Origin of the sequence: Heterorhizobium halophytocola (assembly GCF_017873095.1) — a bacterium.
Taxonomy (GTDB): domain Bacteria; phylum Pseudomonadota; class Alphaproteobacteria; order Rhizobiales; family Rhizobiaceae; genus Allorhizobium; species Allorhizobium halophytocola.
On the sequence record NZ_JAGGJU010000009.1, the window covers coordinates 126249 to 146203 of the forward strand.

General features: G+C 63.9%; 17 protein-coding genes and 1 pseudogene. 15 read left to right on the top strand and 3 right to left on the bottom strand.

The genetic code is table 11. From position 1 onward, the window contains the following. The first annotated feature begins 13 nt into the window (after positions 1-13). The 10 genes and pseudogenes from rpsP to J2Z17_RS25605 all read left to right on the top strand — a co-directional run. On the top strand, positions 14-391 hold the full coding sequence (rpsP, locus tag J2Z17_RS16625; protein WP_209946753.1) for a 30S ribosomal protein S16: 378 nt from the start codon (positions 14-16) through the stop codon (positions 389-391). 121 nt (positions 392-512) lie between these two features. After that, positions 513-1085 (top strand): ribosome maturation factor RimM, encoded by a 573-nt coding sequence (gene rimM, locus J2Z17_RS16630; RefSeq protein ID WP_209946754.1) that lies wholly within the window; start codon positions 513-515, stop codon positions 1083-1085. A 10-nt stretch (positions 1086-1095) separates the two neighbouring features. Continuing rightward, complete coding sequence (gene trmD, locus J2Z17_RS16635; RefSeq protein WP_209946755.1) at positions 1096-1785, top strand: tRNA (guanosine(37)-N1)-methyltransferase TrmD; 690 nt, start codon at positions 1096-1098, stop codon at positions 1783-1785. 265 nt (positions 1786-2050) lie between these two features. Then, positions 2051-2581 carry a 50S ribosomal protein L19 gene (rplS, locus tag J2Z17_RS16640; protein WP_209946756.1) on the top strand — a complete coding sequence of 177 codons (531 nt, stop codon included), beginning with the start codon at positions 2051-2053 and terminating at the stop codon, positions 2579-2581. Between the two features lie 259 nt (positions 2582-2840). After that, positions 2841-3254, top strand: a complete 414-nt coding sequence (locus tag J2Z17_RS16645; RefSeq protein ID WP_209946757.1) for a BA14K family protein — start codon at positions 2841-2843, stop codon at positions 3252-3254. A gap of 367 nt (positions 3255-3621) precedes the next feature. Then, positions 3622-4017 carry a hypothetical protein gene (locus J2Z17_RS16650; RefSeq protein ID WP_209946758.1) on the top strand — a complete coding sequence of 132 codons (396 nt, stop codon included), beginning with the start codon at positions 3622-3624 and terminating at the stop codon, positions 4015-4017. A 132-nt stretch (positions 4018-4149) separates the two neighbouring features. Further along, positions 4150-5658: a PepSY-associated TM helix domain-containing protein gene (locus J2Z17_RS16655; RefSeq protein WP_209946759.1), complete on the top strand. Its 1509-nt coding sequence runs from the start codon at positions 4150-4152 to the stop codon at positions 5656-5658. A 43-nt stretch (positions 5659-5701) separates the two neighbouring features. Continuing rightward, entirely contained in the window at positions 5702-6532 is an 831-nt protein-coding gene (locus tag J2Z17_RS16660; RefSeq protein ID WP_209946760.1) for a DJ-1/PfpI family protein, read from the top strand. Between the two features lie 453 nt (positions 6533-6985). After that, positions 6986-9109 (top strand): catalase, encoded by a 2124-nt coding sequence (gene katE, locus J2Z17_RS16665; protein ID WP_377300121.1) that lies wholly within the window; start codon positions 6986-6988, stop codon positions 9107-9109. Between the two features lie 69 nt (positions 9110-9178). Beyond that, positions 9179-9342: pseudogene (locus tag J2Z17_RS25605) on the top strand (amino acid ABC transporter permease); the annotation flags it as partial. A 30-nt stretch (positions 9343-9372) separates the two neighbouring features. Here J2Z17_RS25605 and J2Z17_RS16670 read toward each other — a convergent pair. Beyond that, a complete protein-coding gene (locus J2Z17_RS16670) occupies positions 9373-10392 on the bottom strand; it encodes a glycosyltransferase family protein (RefSeq protein WP_209946762.1) in 1020 nt (339 codons plus the stop codon). 172 nt (positions 10393-10564) lie between these two features. Between J2Z17_RS16670 and J2Z17_RS16675 the strand changes: the two genes are divergently transcribed. The 4 genes from J2Z17_RS16675 (at position 10565) to J2Z17_RS16690 (ending at position 17568) form a co-directional block, all read left to right on the top strand. Beyond that, entirely contained in the window at positions 10565-12340 is a 1776-nt protein-coding gene (locus tag J2Z17_RS16675) for an O-linked N-acetylglucosamine transferase, SPINDLY family protein (protein WP_209946763.1), read from the top strand. 272 nt (positions 12341-12612) lie between these two features. Then, entirely contained in the window at positions 12613-14022 is a 1410-nt protein-coding gene (gene leuC / locus J2Z17_RS16680; protein ID WP_209946764.1) for a 3-isopropylmalate dehydratase large subunit, read from the top strand. A gap of 220 nt (positions 14023-14242) precedes the next feature. Further along, entirely contained in the window at positions 14243-15073 is an 831-nt protein-coding gene (locus J2Z17_RS16685) for a DMT family transporter (RefSeq protein WP_209946765.1), read from the top strand. A 722-nt stretch (positions 15074-15795) separates the two neighbouring features. Further along, positions 15796-17568 carry an autotransporter domain-containing protein gene (locus J2Z17_RS16690; protein ID WP_209946766.1) on the top strand — a complete coding sequence of 591 codons (1773 nt, stop codon included), beginning with the start codon at positions 15796-15798 and terminating at the stop codon, positions 17566-17568. Between the two features lie 72 nt (positions 17569-17640). Here the strand turns inward: J2Z17_RS16690 and J2Z17_RS16695 are convergent, their stop codons facing one another. Together J2Z17_RS16695 and J2Z17_RS16700 are read right to left on the bottom strand one after the other, a co-directional pair. Further along, entirely contained in the window at positions 17641-18471 is an 831-nt protein-coding gene (locus J2Z17_RS16695) for an aldo/keto reductase (protein ID WP_209946767.1), read from the bottom strand. Between the two features lie 92 nt (positions 18472-18563). Further along, complete coding sequence (locus J2Z17_RS16700; RefSeq protein ID WP_209946768.1) at positions 18564-19112, bottom strand: L,D-transpeptidase family protein; 549 nt, start codon at positions 19110-19112, stop codon at positions 18564-18566. Between the two features lie 148 nt (positions 19113-19260). On the opposite strand from J2Z17_RS16700, the gene J2Z17_RS16705 reads away from it, so the two are divergent. Next, the gene (locus J2Z17_RS16705) at positions 19261-19944 is read left to right on the top strand and encodes a response regulator transcription factor (protein WP_209946769.1); all 684 of its coding nucleotides are present in this window, start codon (positions 19261-19263) and stop codon (positions 19942-19944) included. The last annotated feature ends 11 nt before the right edge of the window (positions 19945-19955 follow it).

Below are 19955 nucleotides of genomic sequence, written 5' to 3' on the forward strand. Positions count from 1 at the left end.
AGGAGATTACGACATGCCCCTGAAAATCCGTCTCGCCCGTGGTGGTTCCAAGAAGCGCCCTTACTACCAGATCATCGTTGCCGACGCCCGTTCGCCGCGCGACGGCCGCTTCCTGGAAAAGGTCGGTTCGTGGAACCCGATGCTGCCGAAGGATAGCGAAAAGCGCGTCGAGCTGAACGCCGACCTGATCAAGTCCTGGATCGCCAAGGGCGCCCAGCCGACCGACCGCGTCCTGCGCTTCATGGCCGAAGCCGGTCTCGCCGAGCGCGCCACCCGCAGCAACCTGGACAAGGGCAAGCCGGGCAAGAAGGCCCAGGAACGCGCCGCCGAGAAGGCCCAGAAGGCCGAAGACGCTGCTGCCGCTGCCGCCGAAGCCTCCGCTGCCGAATAATCGGCGCCGATTGACACGATCGAACGGTCGGCATGTCCAATGCCGACCGTTTTTCGTTTCCCTTCGTCCGGGCTTCGGCCTAAAAGGGCGGAAATGCTCATTTTGACGGTGTGATCGACCGATGACCAAGCTCGAAAACCCAATTCTGATGGCGACTGTCGGCGCGGTCCAGGGCCTGCGCGGCGAAGTGCGGGTGAAGGCCTTCACCGGCGACCCGACGGCGCTTGGCGACTATGGAAACCTGAAGGCGCTGGACGGGCGAATCTTCGAGATTCTCGAGATCCGCGAGGCAAAGACCGTGGCGATCGTCCGCTTTCGCGGGATCAACGACCGCAATGCGGCCGAGGCGCTGAACGGGCTGGAGCTGTATATCGAGCGCGACAGCCTGCCCGATGACGAGCTCGACGACGACGAATTCTACTATACCGATCTGGAGGGGCTCGACGTCTATGACGACGAGGGCAACCATTACGGATCGGTGACCGGGGTGTTCGATTTCGGCGCCGGCGACCTGCTGGAGCTCAAGGGGCCCGGCCGCCGCCCGGTGCTGATCCCGTTTTCCGAGGCCGCCGTGCTGGAGATCGACATCGAGGACGGCCGTCTGGTGATCGATCCGATCGCCGCCGGCCTCAAGGATGACGACGAGGGACCGGAAGGCGAAAAGCCGAGCCCGTTCCTCGGCGGCAAGTCGTAAAGACGCTTTCATGGGCTTTCGTGCGACCGTTCTGACGCTCTATCCGGAGATGTTTCCCGGTCCTCTCGGCGTGTCGCTGGCGGGCCGCGCGCTGGAGCGCGGCCAATGGGCGATGGAGGCGGTGCAGATCCGCGACTTTGCCACCGACAAGCACCGCAGCGTCGACGATACGCCGGCCGGCGGCGGCGCCGGCATGGTGCTCAAGGCCGATGTGCTGGCAGGCGCCATCGATTCGGTGGCGGCCGACAGCCGACCGAGACTGCTGATGAGTCCGCGCGGCAGACCACTGACCCAGCAACGGGTGCGCGAGATTGCCGGCGGCGAGGGCGTGGTGATCGTTTGCGGCCGCTTCGAGGGCGTCGACCAGCGGGTGATCGAGGCGCGCGGCCTCGAAGAGGTGTCGATCGGCGACTATATTTTATCCGGCGGCGAGCCGGCAGCGCTGACCCTGCTCGATGCGGTGGTGCGGATCCTGCCGGGCGTGATGGGCAATGACCTGTCCGGCGTGCATGAGAGCTTCGAGGGCGGGTTGCTCGAGCACCCCCACTATACCCGGCCGCAGCTGTTCGAGGACCGCGAGATCCCGGCCGTGCTGACATCGGGCAATCACGCCGCGATCGATAAATGGCGGCATGAGCAGGCGATGAAGCTGACCAGGGAACGCCGGCCGGACCTGCTGACGGGCAACAAACCGGACTGATCGTCGCCGGGCGGCCGTACCGGCGCGCTTGCGCTGCGGCCTCTTCAGCAGAAGAATCCGTCTGCCTGGGGGGTGACAAGCCGTGAACCTTGGTGTATTGCGCACGCGGAAATGGGTTTTGGGGCATTCGCCTCGCCCGTCTTACCAAGCAAACAAAGAGCAAGACACCGCTCCGGTCCTGCAAGGACCTAATCCGGAGGCATGACCGAAGGATGATCGTCGAGCGCAATGGCTGTTCCAGAAGAACTTTTAAAAGGTTAGACCGATGAACATCATTGAGCAGCTGGAAGCCGAACAGGCCGCCAAGATCAACGAAAAGCGCAAGCTCCCGGAATTCTCGCCGGGCGACACCGTGCGCGTCAACGTCCGCGTGACGGAAGGTACCCGTACCCGTGTGCAGGCCTATGAAGGCGTTTGCATCGCACGCAAGGGCGCCGGCCTGAACGAAAGCTTCACCGTCCGCAAGATCTCCTACGGCGAAGGCGTCGAGCGCGTATTCCCGGTCTATTCGCCGCTGGTCGAAGGCGTCGAGATCGTTCGCCGCGGTAAGGTCCGTCGCGCCAAGCTCTACTATCTGCGCGATCGTCGCGGCAAGTCGGCCCGTATCGTCGAGAACACCGGCACCCGCGCCCGCGCCCTGAACGACGCAGAGCGCGCTGCGATTGCCGAGGAAAAGGCTCGCATCGAGGCTGAAAAGGTTGCAGCAGCCCAGGCTCTGGCCGCCGAAAAGGCAGCCGCCGAAGCCGCTGAAGCCAAGGCCGCCGAAGAGGCAGCTGCCGAAGGTTCTGCAGAATAAGATTTCCCTTACGGGGATTTGAGAAAGGCGGTCCTCGGGCCGCCTTTTTTCGTTTGCACATGGACGCATGTTTTGGCCGGGCCCTGCCGTAAAGGCCCGGAATAGCAGCCTGCACGCGGTTTCGCCCGCCTTGATGCCCTTGCCGCCGCTGCCGCCAGTGCCGTGGCCTGACGGCCCGCGAAAGGGGTTTTCGCGCCAACGACCATGCGGAACCTTTCCCTGATCGAACCCGTTTCCGGTAAAAGACTAGGAGTGCGTCATGAAACGATTTTATAACATTGCTAGTGGGATGGCCTTGTCGGCCGTGCTGTCGTTCACATCGCTTGGTGCAGCTGCCGCAATGCCGCTTCCGGCCATCTCGGCGCCCCAGGCGCAGAGCCAGAATGTCGAGCAGGTCCAGTACCGGTACTATCGCAGGCATCATGGCCGCCATCACAGGCAATACAGGCATTATAGGCATTACCACCGCCACCACCATTCGAATGCCGGTGCGATCATCGGCGGGCTGGCGGCAGGTGCCATTATCGGCGGCGTGCTTGCCACCCCGCGCCGCAGCTATGGCGGCAGCCATGTCCAGTGGTGCTCCAACCGCTACCGCACCTATCGTGCCTCCGACAACACCTACGTTCCGCGCGTAGGCGTGCGGGCTTACTGCAACTCCCCCTATAACTGAGGCTTGCGGTTGCCGCAGGACAAGACACGGCCCGCCACAGGCGGGCCGTTCGGCGTTCAGCACGGCGCCGGGCGCGCTGGTTTCGCCGAAGGCAAGGACGCGCATAGAGGCTGAGAGGGTTGAAAAGCCCAGCCTCCGGCCGCCGAAAAGGCGGCTGACGCCGCTGCTGCCGGAGGCTCGGAGAACAATATTTCCCGCACGGGGATTTGATAAAGGCGGTCCCCCGGGCCGCTCTTCTTGCGTTTGCAGCACTGTGTGCGGTGTGAGGACCCAAAGACGAGGGCGGGGCGCGGCGCGGCGTCGCAGTCCCGAACGCTTGCGCTTTGGAGACCTGCGCGCTAACGCTTGTTTACTCAAAGGGGTGAACATGCGGCGCAAGCTTGCGACATGGCGGATCGGGGTGCGTGCTCTCTGCGGGCTGGCACTGCTGCTGATTGCCTTTGCCCATCAGCCGCTCACTCTTGTCGCGCCCGACAATTCGAAGATCCAGCTTTCCGATTTCGTCCTGCCGGACGGCTCGCTTCCGACCCTTTGCGTGACCGACACGTCCGGCAGCGGCCCCTCGCACAGCTATGGAAAACTCGGCTGTGACGCCTGCCGGCTGAGCGCCTCTGTCTTCCTGGCCTGTCCGCAGCCCTCCGTCGGCCTTGCCACGGCATCGATGCGGTCAGTCGTGCTGCCGCCGCGGCTCGAGGCGGTCTACCGGCAGTTCTTCCCCCCGAGCGCCCCGCCGCGCGGTCCCCCCATCTCCCTGACGATCTGAACGGCAGCCGGCCCCTCAAGGCCCGGTTGCCTCGTCCTGCCGTGCCGGCGGCAAGCATGGTGCTGATGGAGCGCCTGCGCCTTGCCGCCATACGGTTCCAACGACCGTTGCTATTCCAGGGGAGATGCGCCGATGAGCGCCGTCATCCAGACCAGAACCACCGAGACCAAACCCGAAACCGATCGCCGTTTTCACAGGACGGCATGGCGCTGGCATTTCTATGCCGGCCTTTATGTCGCGCCCTTCCTGCTGATGCTGGCCATCACCGGCCTGATCATGCTCTGGTCGTCCGTGCTTCTCGGACGCGACGGAGAGAAAGCTTTTACTGTTACCACGTCGGGACCCGAGATCGCGGTCTCGGCCCAGGCGGATGCCGCCGCCGCTGCCGTGCCGGGTGGTGCTGTCATCCAGTATATCGCACCACGGACCGCGACCCAGCCGGCCGTCTTCCAGGTGAAGGCAGGCGACCTCGCCCACATGGTCGCCGTCGATCCGCATGACGGTCAGGTGCTCGGCCAGTGGGCGCGTCGCGATGCGCTCTACGATCTCGCAGACACCATTCACGGCACGCTGCTCATCGGCGATCTCGGCGACCGGCTGATCGAGATCGCCGCCGGTTTCGGCGTCATGCTGGTCGTGACCGGCCTCTACATGTGGTGGCCGCGCAACGGCACGCGGTTTGCCGACGTGCTGGTGCCGAGGCTCGGCGCAGGCGGGCGGTCCGTGTGGAAGTCGCTGCACCTGACGATCGGCTTCTACGTCTCGATCATCCTGCTGATCTTCCTGATCTCCGGTCTCACCTGGTCGGGTGTCTGGGGCGAGAAGCTGACCCAGGCCTGGAGCACGTTTCCAGCCGAAAAATGGGACAATGTGCCCCTGTCGGACGAGACGCATGCGGCCCTCAACCATGGTGGCAGCAAGGAGGTGCCATGGACGCTGGAGCAGACACCGATGCCGGCCTCCGGATCGGATGCCGGCACGCCCGGCGTCGAGACCGGTCGCGCGCATGACATGGATGCCATGGACGCCATGGGCACCATGGCCCCCATGCCCGGCATGGACATGGGGCCAGCGCCGGTGCCATCCACGTCCGCCACCTTCGGGGTCGACCAGGTGGTCGCCTTTGCCCGCAAAGCCGGCTTTGCCGGCCGCTTCCAGCTGAACTGGCCTTCGGGGTCTACGGGCGTGTGGACGATCTCGCGCGACACGATGAGCAATGACAGCGCCAATCCGCTCGATGACCGGACCATGCATCTCGACCAGTATACCGGCAATGTGCTCGCCGATGTCGGCTTTGCCGATTACGGCGTTGCCGGCAAGGCGATGGCGGCCGGGATCGCGTTTCACGAGGGGGACATGGGGGCCTGGAACGTCGCGTTGCTGACGGTCTTCTGCCTCAGCGTGATCTTCCTGTCGGCAAGCGGTGTGGTGATGTGGTGGAAGCGGCGGCCGAAGGGGGCGGGGCTGCGCCTGATCGCGCCGCAGGTGGGCACGCCCGGCCCGCTCTGGAAGACCGGTGCCTTCCTCATGCTGGCGGTCGCGCTGATCTTTCCCTTGAGCGGTGCCGTACTCGCCGTTGTCATCGTCCTCGACCTGCTGGTCGTGCGGCAGGTCGCTTCGCTGAAGCGGATGATCGGCTGATGTTGCGCTGGCGCATGCCCGAACCGGACAAGGAAACAAACCCATGACCCAGACACTCGACCGCCGCACACTCCTTACCCTGGCCGCCATGTCGACCGCCGGCCTTGCAAGCCTGCCGGCGCAAGACGCTAAAGCCGAGACGATGCAGGACCACATGACATCCATGGGCATGGTGCCGAAGGATGCGCCACGGGTTGCCATGCTGGTCTATCCCAACATGGTTGCCATGGACCTCATCGGGCCGATGACGGTGTTCAAGATCATGCGCTTCAACATCGAACTGGTCGGCAAGGACAAGAGCCCCGCATCCACCGATGTCGGCATCCCGATGGCGGCGACCCATACCTTCGACGAATGCCCCGGTGGCATGGATGTGCTCTTCGTGCCCGGCGGCACGATCGGTACCATCGCCTGCATGCAGGACAGGGCCGTGATGGACTTCATGGCCGACCGCGGCAACAGCGCCAAATGGGTGACCAGCGTGTGCACCGGCAGCCTGGTGCTGGCGGCTGCCGGCCTGCTGAAGGGCTATGATGCGACCGCGCACTGGGCGGTGGCCGATCTGCTGCCGCTGATGGGCGCGCGGCATGTCGAGGGTCGGGTGGTACGCGACCGCAACCGGATGACCGGCGGCGGCGTGACGGCCGGCATCGATTTCGCGCTGACGCTTGCCGCCGAGATGAAGGGCGAAGAGGCTGCCAAGCGCGCGGCGCTCACCATCGAATACGCTCCGCAGCCGCCTTTCCAGTCGGGTATGCCGCAGGAGGCGGGGGAGGCGATGGTTGCCAGCATGCGAAGTGCCCGCCACACCATGGACGACGGTGCACGCCAGGCCGCCATCGCGGCCGGAAAGCGGCTTGGACTGCAACTCTGACAAAAGAAGACGCGGCCGGGCGGGATGATCGCCGCGCCCGGCGCCTCCCCGTCGAGCTGTCGGCTTGCCGCCACGGCCGCGCCCGTATCGCTCTTGCACGGACAAACCGAGGGGGCACCAATCGTATTCGACCGCCGCACCGTTCTTGCCGAAGAGCTGCCGTATCCCGGTGGTAGGTGATGGTCGTCACGGACGATCCAGGCGGTGCCGCACGGCAGTACGATATCGGCATGACCGGCATCACCATCAATGACGGGCGCAATCGCGCGCCTGCAGGCTGTGGCAGAGAAGCGTGATCGCTTCCGCCAGTCCCCACTTTCTCCAGCCCGTCAAAAGATCGTGTGCATCGGCGGAACAATGCACGCAGGCGTGGTGTTGAACGACGACTGGAGCGGAAGGCGCTATGTCGATGCCGCCGTCTCCGGAAACTCCGCAAATCTCACGAGGTATATGATGGCTATGGAAAAGGGATCCGACGATCTGAAGAAGATCGACATCGGTGATCAGAAGGTGCTTCGCGGCACCGGCGGCGAATTGCATCAGACGAGCGGCAAAGGGGTCGAGACGCTGACGACGGCGCAGGGCGCGCCTGTATCGGACGACCAGAATTCGCTGAAGGCCGGCGCGCGCGGGCCAACGCTTCTGGAAGACCAGCATTTCCGCGAGAAGATCTTCCACTTCGACCATGAACGCATTCCCGAGCGCGTGGTGCATGCCCGCGGCTTCGGCGCACACGGCTATTTCGAGGCTTACGAGCCGCTGTCGGATGTCACCCGTGCCGACCTCTTCCAGCGCAAGGGCGAAAAAACCGAGGTCTTCGTTCGGTTCTCGACCGTGGCGGGCAACAAGGGCTCGGCCGATGTGGCGCGCGATGTGCGCGGCTTTGCGGTGAAATTCTATACCAAGGAAGGCAATTGGGACATTGTCGGCAACAATATCCCGGTCTTCTTCATCCAGGACGCCATCAAGTTTCCCGACCTGATCCATGCGGCCAAGCAGGAGCCGGACCGCGGCTTTCCGCAGGCGCAGACCGCCCATGACAATTTCTGGGACTTCATCTCGCTGACACCCGAGGCGATGAACATGGCGCTCTGGATCATGTCGGACCGGACGATCCCACGGTCATTCCGCTTCATGGAAGGTTTCGGCGTTCATACGTTCCGGCTGGTCAATGCGAAGGGCAAGTCGACCTTCGTCAAGTTCCACTGGAAGCCGAAGCAGGGCCTGCAATCGGTGATGTGGAACGAAGCGCTCAAGCTCAACGGGGCCGATCCCGATTTTCACCGCCGCGACCTGTGGAATGCGATCCAGGCGGGCGATTATCCCGAATGGGAGCTGGGGATGCAGCTGTTCGACGAGGATTTCGCCGATAAATTCGATTTCGACGTGCTGGATGCCACCAAGATCATCCCCGAGGAAGAGGTGCCGGTCCGCATCGTCGGCAAGATGGTTCTGAACCGCGTGGTCGACAATTTCTTCGCCGAAACCGAGCAGGTGGCCTTCCATACCGGCAACCTCGTGCCCGGCATCGATTTTACCAATGACCCGTTGTTGCAGGGGCGCAACTTCTCGTATCTCGACACGCAGCTCAGCCGGCTGGGATCGACCAATTTCACCCATCTGCCGGTCAATGCGCCGCGCTGTCCGTTCCACCACTTCCAGCAGGACGGTCACATGGCCTTCCACAATCCGACGACCCGGGCGAACTACGAGCCGAATTCGTGGGGCCCCGACATCGGCGGGCCGCGCGAGGATCCGGACAAGGGTTTCACGTCTTATCCGGAAGAGATCGACGCCCCCAAGGGTCGCTACCGCTCGGACACCTTTTCCGACCATTACAGCCAGGCGCGCCAGTTCTATCTCTCCCAGACGGATACGGAGAAGGATCACATCGCCGACGCCTTCACCTTCGAGCTTTCGAAGGTCGAAACGCTTGCGATCCGGGAGCGCATGGTTGCCCATCTGCTCAATGTCGACGATGACCTGGCAAAGACGGTTGCCAAGGGATTGCGGCTGAAGGCGATCCCCAAGCCTGCCAATGCCGCGATGCCGACCAGGCAGGATCTCGAGACCTCCGCCAAGCTGTCGATCATCCTCAATGGTCCGGAGAGCTTCAAGGGCCGCAAGCTGGGCATCCTGGTCACCGATGGCGTCGACATCGCCCTCGTCACCGCGCTGAAGAAGGCGGCCGAGGACGAAGGTGCGATGGTCGAGTTCGTGGCCCCGATGGTCGGCGGGGTCGAAGCGAGCGACGGCACCTGGATCGAGGCGGACCAGAAGATCAATGGCGGTCCGTCGGTGCTTTACGATGCCGTAGCCGTGCTGGCCTCGGCGGATGGCATCAAGACACTGGTCAAGGAATCGACGGCCAAGGACTTCGTCAACGACGCCTTCGCCCATTGCAAGTTCATCGCCTACAACGAGGCCGCGATGCCGCTGTTTGAAAAGACCGGCCTTGCCGCCGATTTCGACGACGGCTGCATGGCGCTTGCCGAGGCCAGGGACGCCAAGGCCTTTATCGCCGCCTGCGCCAAGCTGCGCGTCTGGGATCGCGAAGAGAACGTCAAGGCGGCTTGACCCAAAAGCCGATCGCTGCCGCGCAAACGGCGGCAGCGATCAACCGCGACCAAGCCATATCGGCCGGCCCTTGCCGATATCAGCCAGGCGGGCAAGATCTATGCCTCCGGCTCGTTCCGCGTCTTCGAGACCTATTCGATCGTCGCCTATGTCTATCCGATCCTGACGATCGGCCTGTCGCCGGGGCGCGGCGGATCGAAAGGGCAATGCGGCAGCGGCGCGGCGGGACCTGAAGGCATCTCTCCGCCAGCGGGCGCATTTCGTCAGGTCCCGGCGAGCGCCTGGTAATAGTCGCGATAAAGTGTGCTGAGGTCGGGCTTCAGGCCATCGAGCACCGTCAGGCTGCGCTCGAACACCGCCTGCATGTCGTCGAAGCTCTCGGGCGCGCCGGCCAAGGCTCGGGCCTCGGCGGAAAACCGCTGCGGTTCCTGCGTCACCTGCGCCCGGAAGCTCTGCATCGTCGTCCTGCCATGCAGGGCGATCGCCTGCTGGCGCTGATCGGGCTGCAGCGGCAGGTGCCTGGAGGACAGCAGGCAATGGGTGTCGACGAAGCGCATCAGCCGGGCATAGTGCATCGCCTCCGGCGGCAGGCCGACCGCGGTGAACAGCGATTGCGTCGTGTCGCGAATGCTTTCCGGCGAAGACCAGCGGCCGAGATTGTAGCGGAACACGGTGGCCGGGTCGTGCGGGATGCGGCCGCAGGCGACGAGGGCAAAGACCAGCGACCAGTCGCAATAGCCGCCACGGGTCGGATGCAGGGTATAGAAGGGTTCGAACAGCGCCTTGTAGGTGGCGGTGCGGAAAGTGGCGTAATAGAGCGCGTTGTTGCCCGGCGCCAGACGGCGATATTCGTTGATGCGCTGATCGGCGGTGGCAGCGCGGATCTGGAACTGGTTGGTGGCGACGATGCCGTTTTCCACCGTCCAGACGACCGTCGTCGGGCGAAGGCCGACAATGTCGTCGTCGAGCATCGACAGATCGATCCTCGGCTTGTCGTCGAGCAGGAAGATCTCGTCGTCGTCGCCCATCGGCATGACGAAGGGTGTTTCCACCTTTGCGAGTGCGCGCAGAAAATTGTCGGCCGGCGAAGCGCCGGGGCTGTGCAGGTAGAGCATATGGTCGGAGGCATTGCCGAACACGGCCAGCTTTTCCGGGTCGCCGGAATTGTCCGAGACGATCAGCCGGCCGCCGGTCTTTTCCGCATAGACGATCGCGCTCTCGATCGCCACGCGGCTCGACGCGAACGGGCGATTGCTGGGCATGAAGATCGAAACGAGACTCATCGGGCTTTCCGGCTTGGTTGGCGCAGGTGCATAGGCGGCGAATCGCTACCTTCGCACGACCGCCGGCAAATTTCCTCCCATTTCAGCCCCGTCAGGGCAATGCCCCGCAAGCCCTGCGACAGCCCTAGGTGGCAGACTGGGCCGAATTGATCTTCAGTGAGGACAGCAAGGCATGGCCAGCGCGCTCCAGACCGCTCTCAAGCACTACCAGTCGGGGCAGTTCGCCAAGGCCCTCGACCTTATCCGGCCGCTCGCCCTGGAAAAGAACCGGCCAGGCATCGAGGTGCTGCTGATTGCCGGGCAGAGCTGCGCCAAGCTGCAGCTGTCTGCCGAGGCGGCCGACTATTTCACCCAGGCCGCCGACCTGAAAACCGCCAAGGAGCCGATGTTCCGGGCGCTTGCGGCCGAATTCCGGGCGCGGGCCGACGACAGCCAGACGGCATTGACGCTGGCGCGCACGGCGGCAAAGACGCTGCCCTTCGACGCCCATACCTTCCGCACCTTCCGGTCGCTGCTGCAGGAGACCTTCACCGTCGACGAGCGGCGGCTGGAGGACCAGGCGCTGCTGGACCGGCTGAAGCGCGGCGATTCGCAATATCTGGCCGGCGAGCAGCATCTCGACAATATCAGCTGGTGCGCCGACGAAAGCGTCAATAAGTCGATCACCTATGGTCTGGGCAGCTTCGGTTCGCTGGACAAAAGCCGGGCGGCACGCCGGAGCCGGCCGCATCGCTTCCAGGACAAGATCCGCGTCGGCTATCTGTCGAACGACTTCTGCGACCAGCATCCGACCATGCATCTCTTCCAGGGCGTGCTGATGAGCCACGACCCCGAGCGCTTCGACATCACCCTGTTCTGCCATACCGACAAGAGCGTGGTGGCCGAGGACCTGGGCATGCGCAAGCGCTATCCGACAATCGTGCCGATCGGCCATCTCGACGACGACAAGGCGGCGAAACTGATCCGCTCGCACCAGATCGACATTCTCGTCGATCTCAAGGGGGCGACGCGCGGCGCCCGGATGGGGCTCGTCAACAAGGGGCTGGCGCCGATCCAGGTCGCCTATCTCGGCTTTCCCGGCTCGGGCGTCGGGATCGACTGCGACTATGTCGTCGGCGACCGTTTCGTCCTGCCCGACAGCAGCAAGCCGCATTATCACGAGAAATTCTGCCGGATGCCCGACAGCTACCAGGCCAATGACAATCTCTTCAGGGCCACGCCTGCCGTCCGTTCGCGCAGCGAGATCGGCCTGCCGGAGGGACGGCTGGTGTTTTCCTCCTTCAACGCCTCGCGCAAGATCACCTGGCACACGCTGGATCTCTGGACCCAGGTGCTGAGCGCGGTCAAGGACAGCGTGCTCTGGCTGATGCTCAAGACACCGCTGGCGCGGCAGAACCTGGTTGCCTGGATGGAGCGGGAAGGCATTGCCGCCGAGCGTCTGATCTTCACCTCCTATGTGACCTCGGCCGACCATGTGGCGCGCCTGGGCGCTGCCGACATCGCGCTCGACAGCTTTCCCTATAACGGCCACACGACAACCTCCGACGCGCTCTGGGCCGGGGTGCCCGTGCCCACCTATTATGGCAGCCATTTCGCCTCGCGGGTGAGTGCCAGCCTGCTGCATGCCGTCGACCTGCCGGAGCTGGTGGCGGACGACCCGGCCGGTTATGTGGCGCTGACAGTGCGCCTGGCGCAGAACAGGCTCTGGCGCGAGGGGATCCGCCAGCACCTGCGCGACAGGCGGCAACATCTGCCGCTGTTCGACACCGCCCGCTTCACCCGGCATCTGGAGACCGGCTATGCGATGATGGTCGAGCGGGCGAGAGCAGGCCTGCCGGCCGATCACATCACGATCCCGGCCATGGACACGACCGGAGCCGATAGCGGCGCCGGAGCCGCGCCTGCACTCCCGCAAGGCTTTCTCCCGCGCCAGCGCATGGCCGGATGATCGCTGTCTCACGGCGCGCTGGCAGATTGCAGCGGCCGGGCAAAACTGCTAAAACGCCATTCATGGGATCGAAATTCGGATGTCTCGCGAACCAGTTTATCGTGCTGCAGGACCACAAGCGTCTGCCGGCACGGTTTTTCGCGCGCGTATCCGGGGCGCTCAACAGCCGCCTTACCTGACCGCGGGCCGGGCCGCCGCCTGAGCGGTCCCGACGCCCCGTCGCCGGTATCTCACAAGAATCCCTCATTTCCCAGTCTGGATGGAAGCACGCCATGAGCGCACCCCGCACCCTTTACGACAAGATTTTCGAAGATCACCTGGTCGACCGCCAGGACGACGGCACCTGTCTGCTCTATATCGACCGTCACCTCGTGCATGAGGTGACGTCGCCGCAGGCCTTCGAGGGCCTGCGCATGACCGGCCGTACCGTGCATGCGCCGACCCGCACGCTGGCCGTCGTCGACCATAACGTGCCGACCACGCCGGATCGCATCGAAGGCATCAAGAACGAAGAAAGCCGCATCCAGGTCGAGGCGCTGGCCAAGAATGCCGCCGATTTCGGTGTCGAATACTATTCCGAAAAGGACAAGCGCCAGGGCATCGTCCACATTGTCGGACCGGAACAGGGCTTTACCCTGCCGGGCATGACGATCGTCTGCGGCGACAGCCATACCTCGACGCATGGCGCCTTCGGTGCGCTGGCGCACGGCATCGGCACGTCGGAGGTCGAGCATGTGCTCGCCACCCAGACGCTGATCCAGAAGAAGGCGAAGAACATGCTGGTGCGCGTCGACGGGCAGCTGCCCGAGGGCGTGACGGCCAAGGACATCATCCTGGCGATCATCGGCGAGATCGGTACCGCCGGCGGCACCGGCCATGTGATCGAGTTCGCCGGCGAGGCGATCCGGGCGCTGTCGATGGAAGGCCGCATGACCGTCTGCAACATGACGATCGAGGGCGGCGCACGCGCCGGACTGATCGCGCCGGACGAAAAGACCTTCGACTATATCAAGGGCAAGCCGCGCGCGCCCGAGGGCGAGACCTGGGACCAGGCGGTTGCCTACTGGAAGACGCTGGTGAGCGATGAAGGCGCCCATTTCGACCGCACCGTGGTGCTCGATGCCGCCAATCTGCCGCCGATCGTCTCCTGGGGCTCGTCGCCGGAAGACGTGGTGTCGATCGAGGGCGTGGTGCCGAACCCGGACGACATCCAGGACGAGAACAAGCGGACGTCGAAATGGCGCGCGCTCGACTATATGGGCCTGAAGCCGGGCACCAGGATGACCGACATCTTCATTGACCGGGTGTTCATCGGCTCGTGCACCAATGGCCGGATCGAGGATCTGCGCGCTGCCGCCAAGATGATCGACGGCCTGCAGGTCGCCGACGGCGTGTCCGCCATGGTCGTGCCGGGCTCCGGTCTCGTCAAGGAACAGGCGGAAGCCGAGGGCCTCGACGCGATCTTCAAGGCGGCCGGCTTCGAATGGCGCGAGCCGGGCTGTTCGATGTGCCTGGCGATGAACGACGACCGGCTGAAGCCGGGCGAGCGCTGCGCCTCGACCTCGAACCGCAATTTCGAAGGCCGCCAGGGCTACAAGGGCCGCACCCATCTGGTGTCGCCGGCGATGGCCGCGGCGGCTGCCGTCGCCGGACATTTCGTCGACATCCGCGAGTGGAAATAAGCCGAAGGCGGCTTTTGCGCATGACATCAAGGCGGTCCTGAGGGGCCGCCTATTTTCATGCGTGCTTTTTGCGGGCTTTCCGGGCGAGACCGGTATTCCCAGCCGCCAGACATGCTACACAGGCAGTCTCTCCTGCAGCCGGAATCACCCCCATCGCAGACCGACACCTTGTCCTCGCCGTTGCCATCCCTTGCCGGGCCGCTGCCCGCCGTGAGGCCGCATGAGCGCGGTCGCCGTCATCCTGGCGCTCTGTGCGGCCGTGCTGCATGCCAGCTGGAACGCCTTCCTGCGCAGCGGCACCGACCGGCTGTGGTCGGTGACGGTGATGTCGCTGGCCGGTTCGGCGATCGCCCTGCCGACGCTGTTCTTCTTTCCGCTGCCGGGCTCGGGCGCCTGGCCCTATATTCTCGCCTCTTCCCTGCTGCAGGTCGGCTATAGCCTGTTTCTCGTCGCCGCCTATCGGCACGGCGAACTCGGCCAGGTCTATCCGGTGGTGCGCGGCACGGTGCCGCTGCTGGTGACGCTGGCAAGCTTCGTGCTGTTCGGCGACGTGCTGTCGGGTCTGCATCTGGCGGGCATCGGGGCGATCGCGTTCGGCATTCTCAGCCTGTCGATCGGCAAGACCCGGGCCTCGAATGCCTCGCTGCTGTTCGCGCTGGCGACGGCGGCGATCATAGCCTGCTATTCGACGGTCGACTCCCGCGGCGTGAAGACGGTGGTCACGCCGCTTTCCTATGCGCTCTGGGTGCTGTTTCTTTATGGCATCCTGCTGGCCGCGGTGGTCGCGGTCAGGCGGCGTGGCCTGACGCTTGACCTGCGGTCGTCGACCACATGGAAGGCGGCTGGCGGCGGCGTGGTGGCGCTCTCCGCCTATGGGCTTGTGGTGGTCGCCTATGCCTTTGCCCCGGCGGGGCTGGTGACCGCCGTGCGCGAGACCAGCGTCGTCTTTGCCGCGCTGATCGGCGTTGCCTTCCTGAAGGAGCGGCTGAGCGCACGCCGCCTCGCCGCCTGCCTGCTGGTCGTGGCAGGTGCGATCTGCATCAGCCTGTAGCCTGCGGGTCCGACAAGAGGCGAGTCACAGGTCCGTCTTCACGACAGACCGTCGGTTTCAGGAAAGTCGGACGCTTGCCGTCCTCAGGTCGCGGATGAGGCCGGATTGCCGATCCGTCAGGTCCGCGTTGGCCGAAGGTGGCGAAGTGAAGCCGCCTGACAGGTAATCTCGACGCGCAACACGAGACACCCTTCAGGGTTGCAGGGCGGCAGGCATGTCCACGCGCGTACGTAGGTTGCAATTCTCCAGTCTGACAGTGCAGCCACCGACTGCAGATTTTATATAATAAATTGATATTTATGATTTTTCTTTAAAAGATCTCGTTTTTCGCATGTCGGTGCTCCGGTTGGCGTGACGCATCCCCCGTTCTATCACTGCGAGCATTCATTGATTCTCAATCCTGAGACTTTTCAGCAGACGATATTCGAGAGACACGCCCTCATGCGCAAAGATTTCCTTGGAATCGATATTTCATCCAAGCTCAACTGCGAAGGCAGGTCTGCCCTTCTTCGCGGTATATCGATCGTTGCGCTGGCCTCTGCCTGCGCCGCCTCCGCCACACGCCCGAGCATAGCCGAGGAGACCAACGGGTTCTGGGAGCCGGGGACGCTTGGAGGTCTGTATTCCACCGCATACGGCGTGAACGCCGACGGAACGGTGTGGTAGGAAAAGCACAGCGGCAGGACGGCATCTTTCGTGCATTTCGCTGGACGCCTGAGGGTATGGAAGATCTGGGCTCGCTGAGCGGGGGTGATTCCTTTGCCTTCGGCACCAACATCGACGGCTCGGTGGTCGTCGGCGACGCAGGGACGGAAGACAGACACTTTCATGCATTTCGCTGGACAGAGGCGACCGGCATGGAGGATCTCGGGACTCTGGCCCAAAACGGCGGACACTCCGCTGCTCGGGCAGTCAACTCGGATGGCACCACCGTGGTGGGCTTCTCTGAGACAAGCGATGGGTTTACGCATGCTTTCCGCTGGACGGCCTCGGGCATGGAAGATCTCCAGGCCCTTGGTGGGAATTATTCATACGCTTACGGGGTGAGCGCCGATGGTTCCGTCGTGGTAGGGCAGGCCGCAACTGCTGGGGACAGCGTGAACCACGCGTTCCGCTGGACGAGCGCCACGAACATGATCGACCTCGGGACACTGGCGGGCAGTGAGGCCTATTCCTCAGCCTATGGTGTCAGCTCCGATGGCGGGACCGTTGTCGGCGAGTCCGAGACGGGCCAGGGCCATCTCCACGCTTTCCGCTGGACGGCCGCCACCGGCATGGCGGACCTCGGCACGCTCGGAGGATCTTTATCCTATGCCGAAGGCGTCAACGCAAATGGCAACGTGATCGTCGGATCGTCGTCCCAGCAAAATGGCGAAAGTCGCGCCTTTCGCTGGACCAACGCGACCGGCATGATCAGCGTCGAAGACTGGCTGCGCGCCAATGGCGTGACGGTGGACGTAGACTTCTCCCAGACGGCAAAGGGCGTCAGCGCTGACGGCAAGGTGATCGTCGGGGAGACGCAGAACCAGACAGCCTACATAGCTCGCGTCATGGACGATATCAGCGGCGTGATCGACGTCGACGAGTATACGCGCACGCTCGCCGCCAAGCCGAATGTCCAGCCCAGTCTGGATTATGCGGACATCACGATGAACGGCGCGCAAGGCGAGCCCATGCGCAACCTTCTTGCTGCGGGACAGCAGTCGTTCTCGATCACGGCGGATGGCGGTCGCACGAAGAGCGACAGCCTGGAGGGTGGCTTCGGCATCGCCGACATCAGCTACGCGATCGGTCTCGAAGGCGGAGCAACCGCCAGACTGTCGGCCGGTGGGCTCTACGCCAGACAGGATATCGCAACGGGCGGCGACATGATGCTGAAGGGCTTTCACGTGGCGCCCGAGGTCAGCCTTCCCGTCCTCGGCGATGTCTATGCAACGTTCGGCGGCTACTATTCTCGGGCCGGTCTCGACGTGAAGCGGGGTTATCTGAATGCAGGGAGCGCAGACAGCTCTCACGGTGATACCGATGTCGAGACCTGGGGCGCCAAGCTGCGGGTGGACTGGCACGACGTCTTTGCCTTGGATGACTGGTCGTTCACCCCCTATGCCAGCCTGACCTATGCGCATGCGAGCATGGATGCCTATACCGAAACGGGCGGTTCGTTCCCGGCGTCCTTCGCCGGTGTCCACGACCATGAAACGGTGGCGCGTCTCGGCCTCGATGCAGTCGGCAATGTTACGGAGCGTTTCAGGCTCACCGCGAAGCTGGAAGCGGACTATCGTTTCGAGGATCGTACAGCCTCTACAGGTGGCCAGATACTCGGTCTCTCGGCCTTTGCTCTTCCGGGGCAGGAGATCGACCAGTTCTCGCTGCGTGCCGGCATCGGCGCCGAACTCGACACGGCAGGCGGTACAGCGTTTATCAGCCTCAATGCATCGGGCCTTCGCGACGATCCGTCCGTCTGGGTCAGGTCCGGCTGGAAGATAGCGTTCTAACGCTGCGAGGGGCGTTCGCCGGAAGGCCGGCGAACGCCCCTCACTTTAGGGATGAGACCTTAGAGGCTGCAATCAAAAGCTCGCGGTCATCGGGTCGGCACCCATGCGGGCGCTGGGGCTATCGAGTCCGTCCAGTGCGGCCATGTCTTCGGTCGACAGTTCGAAGCCGAAGACATCGAAATTTTCCGCGATACGGGCAGGGTTGGAGGATTTCGGGATGACCACCAGGCCGTTTTCGATATGCCAGCGGATGATCACCTGCGCCGGCGTGCGGCCGAGGCGCCTAGCGATCGACTGGATCGCCGCGTCCTGCATCAGCTTGCCCTGGCCGAGCGGCGACCAGGATTCGGTCAGGATCTTGTGGGCCTGATGGAAATCACGCGCCTGCTTCTGCTGGAAATCCGGATGCAGTTCGATCTGATTGATCACCGGGGTGACACCGGTTTCCGCGATGATCTTTTCCAGATGCTCGGGATAGAAGTTGGAGACGCCGACCGAGCGGATACGGCCTTCCTGCTGCAGCTTGATGAAGGCGCGCCAGGTGTCGACGAAGAGCCCCTTGGACGGCGCCGGCCAGTGGATCAGATAGAGATCGACATAATCGGTGCCGAGCCGTTTCAGGCTGGCGTCAAAGGCCTTCAGGGTCTGGTCGTATCCCTGCTCGGTGTTCCAGAGCTTGGTGGTGAGGAAGATCTCGTCGCGCGGCAGGCCGGACTGGCGGATGCCTTCGCCGACGCCCTCCTCGTTGTCATAGGCGGCCGCCGTGTCGATATGGCGATAGCCGGTGTCGATGGCGGTGCGGATGACGGCGGCCGCCTCGTCATTGGCGGTTTTCCAGACGCCGAGGCCGACCTGCGGGATGGCGTGGCCGTCATGAAAGGCAAGGCGCGGCTGATCGGACATGGTGGTCTCCTTTGAAAATGCGGTCTGCAGGGGTGTCGTCCCTGACGAGCGGGTGTTCCCAAGGTAAGGCGTGGCGCAAAGATGTGAAGGGGTCAGAGCACCGTCAATCGCGTGCCGCGGCGAAGGTGCGGCAGAAGACGGGCCATGTCGCGCGCGGCGATTGCCACGCAGCCTTCCGTCGGCGGATAGCCTGCTCTGGCGATGTGAAAGAAGATCGCCGAGCCGCAACCGCGGCGGCGTTCGGAGATGTTCCAGTCGAGCACGATGCAGACGTCGTAGAGCCGGTCGGCGCGCTTCAGCTTTTCATGACCGGCAGCAAAGGGGGCGGAGACGGGACGGTTATAGGCCGGATGGCGGGGATCGTCGCACCAGAGCATGTCGGCGCGGATGCGCTTGAGCGCGAGCGGCGAGGGAAGAAAGAGCGGCCGCTCGCCGCGCCGGTAGCCCGACAGGACCGGCATGCTGGCGCGCGGCGTCGCACCGTCGCCCTCGCGCTTGGCGCTGGTGATGCCGGAGCGACCAAGAGCCGTCTGGAACCGCAGGGAGCCGAAGGCGAGGATGCCGCGGCGATGGTCGCGCGGGGCCGGCCGGACGACGAGAACGAGCGGACGGCGCTCCGGTTTTGCGCGCTTTGGCGGCATGGGTCTCACGAGATTTTGCTTTGCCTGTGAATTTGAGTGTATCCATAGCAACGGATTGAGAGCAATACGCTATTGTGTTCCCCACGCGTCGGCAGGTCCGGTCACGACCGGGCGGCGGATCTGTGAGCCGGACCATAGGAGACGAACGATGAACGCGCGCACCATTCTCCTTGTCGATGACGACGAAGATCTTCGCGAAACCCTGGTCGAGCAGCTGTCGCTGTATGACGAATTTGTCCTCAGCCAGGAGGCGACCGCGACCAAGGCGATCCAGGCGGTTCGCGGCGACCAGGTCGATCTGCTGATCATGGATGTCGGCCTGCCGGACATGGACGGCCGCGAGGCCGTGAAGCTGATCCGCAAGGGCGGCTTCAAGAGCCCGATCATCATGCTGACCGGGCACGACACCGATTCGGACACCATCCTCGGGCTGGAGGCCGGGGCCAACGACTATGTGACGAAGCCGTTCCGCTTTGCCGTACTGCTGGCGCGTATCCGTGCCCAGTTGCGCCAGCACGAGAACAGCGAGGACGCCACCTTCAGCGTCGGCCCCTATCTGTTCAAGCCGAGCCAGAAGCTGCTGACGACCGATGAGGGCAAGAAGATCCGGCTGACCGAAAAGGAAGCGGCGATCATCCGCTACCTCTACCGGGCCGAGCAGAAGGTGGTGACCCGCGACGTGCTGCTGGAAGAGGTCTGGGGCTATAATTCGGGTGTCACCACCCATACGCTGGAAACCCATGTCTACCGCCTCCGGCAGAAGATCGAGCGCGATCCGTCGCGCGCCGAGATCCTGGTGACGGAAAACGGCGGCTACAAGATCATTCCGTAAGAGGTTTGCCG